Annotated in this window: 6 protein-coding genes; all 6 read left to right on the top strand. The window is 63.7% G+C overall.

Annotation, left to right across the window (positions count from 1 at the left end; translation table 11 throughout):
* The first annotated feature begins 226 nt into the window (after positions 1–226).
* Entirely contained in the window at positions 227–1372 is a 1146-nt protein-coding gene (locus HMPREF2537_RS06320) for an MFS transporter (RefSeq protein ID WP_070526606.1), read from the top strand.
* A gap of 83 nt (positions 1373–1455) precedes the next feature.
* Entirely contained in the window at positions 1456–4323 is a 2868-nt protein-coding gene (gcvP, locus tag HMPREF2537_RS06315; RefSeq protein ID WP_070526603.1) for an aminomethyl-transferring glycine dehydrogenase, read from the top strand.
* 3 nt (positions 4324–4326) lie between these two features.
* A complete protein-coding gene (gene gcvT / locus HMPREF2537_RS06310; protein ID WP_070526600.1) occupies positions 4327–5439 on the top strand; it encodes a glycine cleavage system aminomethyltransferase GcvT in 1113 nt (370 codons plus the stop codon).
* Positions 5440–5481: 42 nt separating this feature from the next.
* Positions 5482–5874 carry a glycine cleavage system protein GcvH gene (gene gcvH / locus HMPREF2537_RS06305; RefSeq protein ID WP_070526596.1) on the top strand — a complete coding sequence of 131 codons (393 nt, stop codon included), beginning with the start codon at positions 5482–5484 and terminating at the stop codon, positions 5872–5874.
* Positions 5875–5943: 69 nt separating this feature from the next.
* Complete coding sequence (gene lipB / locus HMPREF2537_RS06300) at positions 5944–6750, top strand: lipoyl(octanoyl) transferase LipB (RefSeq protein ID WP_070526593.1); 807 nt, start codon at positions 5944–5946, stop codon at positions 6748–6750.
* A 109-nt stretch (positions 6751–6859) separates the two neighbouring features.
* Positions 6860–7933, top strand: a complete 1074-nt coding sequence (gene lipA / locus HMPREF2537_RS06295; protein ID WP_070526590.1) for a lipoyl synthase — start codon at positions 6860–6862, stop codon at positions 7931–7933.
* Positions 7934–7954 lie beyond the last annotated feature (21 nt).

The raw sequence follows: 7954 nt of genomic DNA, 5'->3' as shown, positions 1-7954 counted from the left end.
GCCCCCCCGCCACTGTGGCGGGGGAGCTTCGTCGTTTTCCACCCGGCTTTCCTCCACCCCCGCAAACACAGCTCGGTGACATCGCTCAGTGGCGCCGCAACTGCCCTATCTGCCAAAACTATTGCCCCGGTTTTCAGGCGCTAACTTTGGCAGTTTGGCGCGTTTTCTTTAAGCGTCTTGCCACCAAGACCTGACCACTGTGATTCAGCGCACTAGACTGTGCCGCATGATTTCTCAGAAGTGGTTCCGCGTCGCACTCGGCATGTTTCTCGTCGCCTGCGGCGCTAATCTCTTCGCACCGATGGTCGTGGTCTACCAAGTCACCACCGAGCTGGGAGTTCTGCAGACGACCTTCCTCTTCGGCATTTATGCCCTCGGCATCATGGTGGCTCTCTTCATCGGCGGCCCACTTTCCGATTCGCTGGGCCGCCGCGCCATCATGCGCCCGGCCGTCCTCATCACCACCACTGGTTCCTTGGTCTTCCTTGGCGGTGCAGGCGGCGCCTTTCTCCCCTTGTTGATCGGCCGCTTGTGTGCTGGCGCCGCCGTGGGTTTCGCTATGTCTTCCGGCGCTGCGTGGATCAAGGAGCTCAGCACCCACCTCAGCGTTGGTGCGAAGCGTTCTTCCATTGCTTTGTCAGCTGGCTTCGCGTCAGCACCTGGCGTTGCCGGTATCGCCGCAGAGTTCCTCCCCTGGCCCACCGTCCTTCCTTATCTCTTGCACATCGGCCTAGCGCTCGTCGTGGTCCCCCTCGTGTGGACCGTGCCAGAACAGAGATCTGCCCAAACGGCTTCATCGCGCCGTTCTTTAATCCCCACCAGCCTGCTTAGCCCCCGCTACCTACCGGTCGTGGCCTATGCACCGTGGGTCTTCGGCTCCGCCACCACCGCCTTCGTCTTCCTGCCCGCGCAGCTCAGCGAGCACTTGCGCCACCCCATTCTCATCGCTGGCCTGTGTGCCCTACTCACCATGGGCAGCGGCGTGGTAATCCAACAGCTTGCGGGCCGCATTCGCGTCACGGCATTCCACGGCATGGTGCTAGCCGCTATAGGCATGGCCCTGTGCCTCGTCATCCTCGCCGCGGCGGAATATAACTGGGCAGTTTTCCTTCTGCCTCTCGCGGCCATCATCATGGGCAGCTCCTATGGAATTGGCATGCTCAGCGGTCTCGCGGAAACCCAAGCCATCGCGCACCCGGCGGAGCTTGGGGCAGCAACGGGGGTGTTTTATTCGCTGACCTATCTGGGCTTCTTTGCCCCCTTCATTCTCTCGCTTTTGGGCCCTGTCACAGGCTATTCCACCGCCTTCATCATTGGACTCGCTGTCGCGGCGCTGACTGCCGTGGCGCTGCGCCTCCGCTTTAAGGGGTAACCGGGGTTAATGTCATGGCATACGCCTTATACTTGTGGGCAGTTTAGGTCACACAAACTATCGCCACGAAGGAGATTCACCATATGGATTTCATCTCTCGTCACCTCGGCCCCGATGCAGCTGAGCGTGAGACGATGCTCAAGGCAGTGGGCTATGACAGCATAGACGCGCTGGTCGATGCCGCCCTGCCGACCTCCATCCGCGCTACCGAAGCGCTGAACCTCCCGGAGGCTTTGAGCGAAGATGATGCGCAGGCGAAGCTGCGCGAGTACGCCTCCCAGAACGTCGTGCTGAAGTCCTTCTATGGCCAGGGTTACTCCGATACCCTCACCCCGGCGGTCATTCGCCGCGGGCTGCTGGAGGATGCCGGCTGGTACACCGCCTACACGCCCTACCAGCCGGAGATCTCGCAGGGCCGCCTCGAGGCACTGCTGAACTTCCAGACCATGATTGAGTCCCTCACCGGACTGCCCATCGCGAACGCCTCGCTTCTCGACGAAGCCTCCGCCACCGCCGAAGCCGTGGGTCTGATGGCCCGCGCGGTGAAGAAGGGCCGCCGCGTGCTGTTGGATTCGCGCCTGCACCCGCAGGCTCTCGCCGTGGCCGCCGAGCGCGCCCGCGCCATCGAGCTGGAGGTCGAGATTGCTGATGTCCGCGATGGCATCGTCGGCGAAGACCTCGTCGGTGCAGTTCTGGCCTACACGGGAACCGAGGGCGATATCGTCGACCCGCGCGCTGCCATCGAGGAGCTGCACACCCGCGGCGCCCTAGCTGCCGTCGTGGCTGACCCGCTGTCGCTGCTCCTTCTGGAGGCTCCGGGTTCGATGGGCGCAGACGTCGTCCTCGGCTCCTCGCAGCGCTTCGGTGTCCCGCTCTTCTTTGGTGGCCCGCACGCGGCCTTCATGTCCGTCACGGATAAGCTCAAGCGCCAGCTTCCGGGCCGCATCGTGGGTGTGTCGAAGGACGCCGCCGGCCGCCCCGCCTACCGTCTGGCCCTGCAGACCCGCGAGCAGCATATCCGCCGCGAGCGCGCGACCTCCAACATCTGTACCGCGCAGGCTCTCTTGGCCAACGTGGCCTCCATGTATGCCGTCTACCACGGCCCGCAGGGACTGCAGGAGATTGCGCAGCGCGTGCACGACCGCGCGTCTGCTTTCGCTGCAGCAGTCACCGACGCGGGCAAGGAGATTATCTCCCGCGACTTCTTCGACACCGTGACCGTCACCGGCGTGGATGCCGCTGCCATCAAGGCTCAGCTGCAGGAGCAGGACTATCTGGTGCGCGCCATCGGCACGGACAAGGTCTCGGTCTCCTTCGGCGAGTCCGCCACCAACGAGGATGTCAACACCCTGGCCGCTGCCTTCGGCGCCGCAGACTCCGCTGATTCCGAGCCAGCCGCGTCTGGCTCCTTCGAGATTCCGTCCTCCGTGCAGCGCTCCGAGGCTCCGCTGCAGCACGAGATCTTCAACTCCATCCACTCCGAGACCCAGATGCTGCGCTACCTGCGCACCCTGGCGGATAAGGACTTGGCCCTCGACCGCACGATGATCCCGCTGGGCTCGTGCACGATGAAACTCAACCCCACCTCCGCCATGGAGCCCATCTCCTGGCCGGAGTTCGCGGGCATCCACCCGTATGCCCCGGAAGAGACCACCGCTGGTTGGCGCGCGCTGATCGACGAGCTCGAGTCCTGGCTCGCGGAAATCACCGGCTACGCCCAGGTTTCCATCCAGCCCAACGCCGGCTCCCAGGGTGAGCTGGCCGGCCTGCTGGCCATCCGCCGCTACCACGTTGCCAATGGCGATCACGGCCGCGATGTCATCCTCATTCCGGCCTCCGCGCACGGCACCAACGCGGCCTCGGCGACCCTGGCCAACCTGCGCGTCGTCGTGGTCAAGACCGCTGACGACGGCTCCATTGACGTCGCCGACCTCGACGCCAAGCTCAAGCAGCACGGCGAGCACGTCGCCGGCATCATGATTACCTACCCCTCCACCCACGGTGTCTTCGACCCCGAGGTGCGCGAGGTCTGCGACAAGGTCCACGCAGCCGGCGGCCAGGTCTACATCGACGGCGCGAACATGAACGCGCTGGCCGGTTGGGCCCGCCCGGGCGTCTTTGGTGGCGATGTTTCCCACCTCAACCTGCACAAGACCTTCACCATCCCGCACGGCGGAGGTGGCCCGGGTGTGGGCCCGGTGGGCGTCGCCAAGCACTTGGTGCCCTTCCTGCCGACGGATGCCAACGACCCCCAGCTGGACCCCGCGCAGCCGGCCGTGGAGGGAACCGGCGTGCCGTCCACCGCATCGCGCTACGGCTCAGCCGGCGTGCTGCCAATCTCCTGGTCCTACCTGGCCATGGTGGGCGCGCAAGGGCTCACGGAAGCCACGAGCCACGCCATCCTCGGCGCGAACTACCTGGCGCAGAACCTCAAGGATTCCTTCCCGGTTCTGTACACGGGCAATGCCGGCCTGGTGGCGCACGAATGCATCTTTGACCTGCGCGCGCTGACCGACGCCTCCGGCGTCACCGCCGCCGATGTGGCCAAGCGCCTTGTGGACTACGGCTTCCACGCGCCGACCCTGTCCTTCCCAGTGGCCGGCACCCTCATGGTGGAGCCCACCGAGTCCGAGGACCTGGGTGAGCTGGACCGCTTCATCGAGGCTATGCGCTCCATCCGCGCCGAAATCCAGGAGATTATCGACGGCCAGGTGGCCTACGAGGACTCCGTCATCCACCATGCACCGTTCAACGCCGAGTCCGTCGCCGCCGACGAGTGGAACTTTGCCTTTAGCCGCCAGCAGGCCGCCTACCCGGTGACCTCCCTGCGCGCTAATAAGTATTTCCCGCCGGTACGCCGCATCGACGAGGCCTACGGTGACCGCAACCTGGTGTGCACCTGCCCGCCGCCAGAGGCCTTTGACTACTCCGACGAGAACCAGGAGGTTTAATCAATGACTGACTACCTGCACTCCCCGCTGCACGCTGAGCACGAGAAACTCGGCGCTACCTTCACGCCCTTTGGGCCGTGGGAAATGCCGCTGAAGTATGACAACGAGCTTGAGGAGCACCGCGCGGTGCGTAATGCCGCGGGCCTCTTCGACCTGTCCCACATGGGTGAAATCTGGGTCAACGGCCCAGACGCCGCCGAGTTCCTCTCCTACTGCTTCATTTCCAACCTGGTGCCTCTCAAGGAGGGCAAGGCGAAGTACTCCATGATCTGTGCTGAGGATGGCGGCATCATGGATGACCTCATCACCTACCGCCTGGAAGAAACCAAGTTCCTGGTCGTGCCCAATGCCGGCAACGCCGACACCGTGTGGGAGGCCCTCAACGAGCGCGCTGAGGGCTTCGACGTGGACCTGAAGAATGAGTCCCGCGATGTAGCCATGATTGCCGTCCAGGGCCCGAAGGCGCTGGAGATCCTCGTCCCGCTGGTGGAGGACACCAAGCAGCAGGCCGTGATGGACCTGCCCTACTACGCTGCAATGACCGGCAAGGTGGCCCGCAAGTACGCGTTTATCTGCCGCACCGGCTACACCGGCGAGGACGGATTCGAGCTCATCGTCTACAACTCCGATGCCCCGGAGCTGTGGGAAGAGCTGCTCAAGGCCGGCGAGGAATACGGTATTAAGCCCTGCGGCTTGGCAGCGCGCGACTCCCTGCGCTTGGAGGCGGGCATGCCGCTCTACGGCAACGAGCTCACCCGCGATATCACCCCGGTAGAAGCCGGGATGTCCCGCGCCTTTGCCAAGAAGGAGCAGGACTTCGTGGGCTCTGAGGTGCTGCGCCAGCGCGCTGAGGAAGGCCCGCAGGCCGTTATCACCGGATTGGTCTCTTCCCAGCGCCGCGCGGCCCGTGCGGGCTCCGAGGTCTACGTGGGTGAGAACAAGGTAGGCACGGTGACCTCCGGCCAGCCCTCCCCTACCCTGGGACACCCAGTAGCGCTCGCGCTCATCGATACCGCAGCTGGCCTCGAGCCGGGTGCGGCCGTCGAGGTGGATATCCGCGGCAAGCGCTACCCCTTCGAGGTTTCCGCGCTGCCCTTCTACAAGCGCGATAAGTAAACTCCACTACTGAAGTCAACTACCGAAAGGACACTCCTTCTCATGGCTAATCTTCCTTCCGATTTTTCCTACTCCGAGGACCACGAGTGGATCAACGCCACCGCTGACTCCGTCGTTGGTTCTACCGTCCGCATCGGCATCACCTCCGTGGCCACTGACCGCTTGGGTGAAGTCGTCTTCGCCGAGCTGCCGGCCGAGGGCGATACCGTCGAGCACGGCGAGACCTGTGGTGAGGTCGAGTCCACCAAGTCCGTGTCTGATCTCTACTCCCCGGTCACCGGAACCGTGACCGCCGTCAACGAGGCCGTGCACGATGACTACGCCATCATCAACAACGACCCCTTCGGTGAGGGCTGGCTCTTCGAGGTCGAGGTCTCTGAGGTCGGCGAGCTGATGACCGCCGACGAATACGCCTCCGCCAACGGCGTTGACTAAAACAACGCTTGAGCAGCGCACACTCAGCCCCTTTCGGGCTGATTTATCGCGGGGTTTAGGATTGGGTTCATGACTGCTCCCCGCGAACCTTTCTTTCCCGCCGACCGCTCCATCCGCGCTTCTGACGAGCCACTGGAGATCCGCCGCTTGGGCCGCATGGGTTACCAAGAAGCATGGGATCTGCAGGCCGAGCTCGCCGCGGCGCGGGCGGCGGGCACGCAGGGGGATGTCATCCTCGTAGTGGAGCACCCCAACGTCTACACCGCCGGCAAGCGCACCCAGCCGGAAGATATGCCCGATAATGGCCTGCCGGTCATTGACGTTGACCGCGGCGGGCGCATCACCTGGCACGGTGAGGGCCAGCTGGTGGTCTACCCCATTATCAAGCTGGCGGAGCCGGTCGACGTCGTTGACTACGTCCGCCGCCTCGAGGAAGCCATCATCCAGGCCGTCCGTGAACTCGGCGTGAGCACCGCCGGGCGCATCGATGGCCGCTCTGGCGTGTGGGTCCCCTCCACCACCCGCGCCGCCGATCCGGCCGCTCCGAAGCGCGACCGCAAACTAGGCGCCCTGGGCATCCGCATTACCCGCGGCGTGACCATGCACGGCCTCGCCCTCAATTGCACCAATACCCTGGAATACTACGAGCACATCGTCGCCTGCGGCATCGACGATGCCGACGTGTCAACCCTCTCGCTAGAGCTTGGCCGCGAGGTCACCATTCAGGAAGCGGAAGCGCCGCTTCTCGACGCCCTCCTCAAAGCCCTTTCCGGCGAACTTACCGTGGCCGACCACACCTTTGCTTCGGCGCCTGATCCCATCAAGGTGGCCAACGAGAAGGCGCGCCAAGCCCGCAAAGCAGCTGAAGGAAAATAGAAGATACCCTCGGTGGAATAAACCCGGCTCTCGCAGGACTTGTATTAGGAAGAGCTAACTCTAACGCGTAAAGTGAGGTTCCGTGACTGTTAAGCCTGAAGGACGCAAGATGCTCCGCATTGAGAAGAAAAATGCGGAGTCGCCCATCGAACAGAAGCCACGCTGGATCCGCAACCAGGTTCGCACCGGCCCTGGTTATGAGGACATGAAATCTCGCGTGTCTGGTGCTTCTCTGCACACTGTGTGCCAGGAGGCTGGCTGCCCCAATATTCATGAGTGCTGGGAATCGCGCGAGGCTACCTTCCTCATCGGCGGCGACAAGTGCACTCGCCGCTGTGATTTCTGCGATATCGCTACCGGTAAGCCAGCGGAACTGGACCGCGACGAGCCGCGCCGCGTCGCCGAGAACATCCAGGAGATGGATCTCAACTACACCACCATCACCGGCGTGACCCGCGATGATCTGCCCGACGAGGGTGCCTGGCTCTACGCCGAGGTGGTGCGCAAGATTCATGAGCTCAACCCACACACCGGCGTGGAGAACCTCACCCCGGATTTCTCCGGTAAGCCGGATTTGCTCCAAGAGGTTTTTGAAGCCCGCCCTGAGGTCTTCGCCCACAACCTGGAGACGGTACCGCGCATCTTCAAGCGCATTCGCCCGGCCTTCCGCTATGAGCGTTCACTCGACGTCATCCGCCAGGCCCACGACTTCGGTTTGATCACCAAGTCCAACCTCATCCTGGGCATGGGCGAAACCGCCGAGGAGATTGAGGAAGCACTGCGCGACCTGCGCTCGGCAGGCTGCGACATCATCACGATCACCCAGTACCTGCGCCCCGGCCCGCGCTTCCACCCGATCGAGCGCTGGGTGCGCCCGGAGGAATTCGTGGAGCACTCCAAGCTGGCCAAGGAGCTCGGCTTCGGCGGCGTCATGTCCGGCCCGCTGGTCCGCTCCTCCTACCGCGCTGGCCGCCTCTACGTGCAGGCCATGGAAGCCCGCGGGCTTGAGCTTCCGGAGAACCTGAAGCACTTGGCTGAGACTTCCCAGGGTGCTACCGCCCAGGAGGCCTCCACGCTTCTGGAGAAGTACGGCCCCTCCGAGGAAACTCCGGTGACCACGCGCATGGTTAAGACCCCGACTGGTGCAGCGAACCCGAACTCTGCGGCGTCCACTATTCGCTAGTTCGATTCTCTTTTTGACCCT

Source organism: Corynebacterium sp. HMSC074E01 (genome assembly GCF_001808885.1).
Classification (GTDB): Bacteria; Actinomycetota; Actinomycetes; order Mycobacteriales; family Mycobacteriaceae; genus Corynebacterium.
This window is presented reverse-complemented; position numbering and strand designations above follow the sequence as displayed.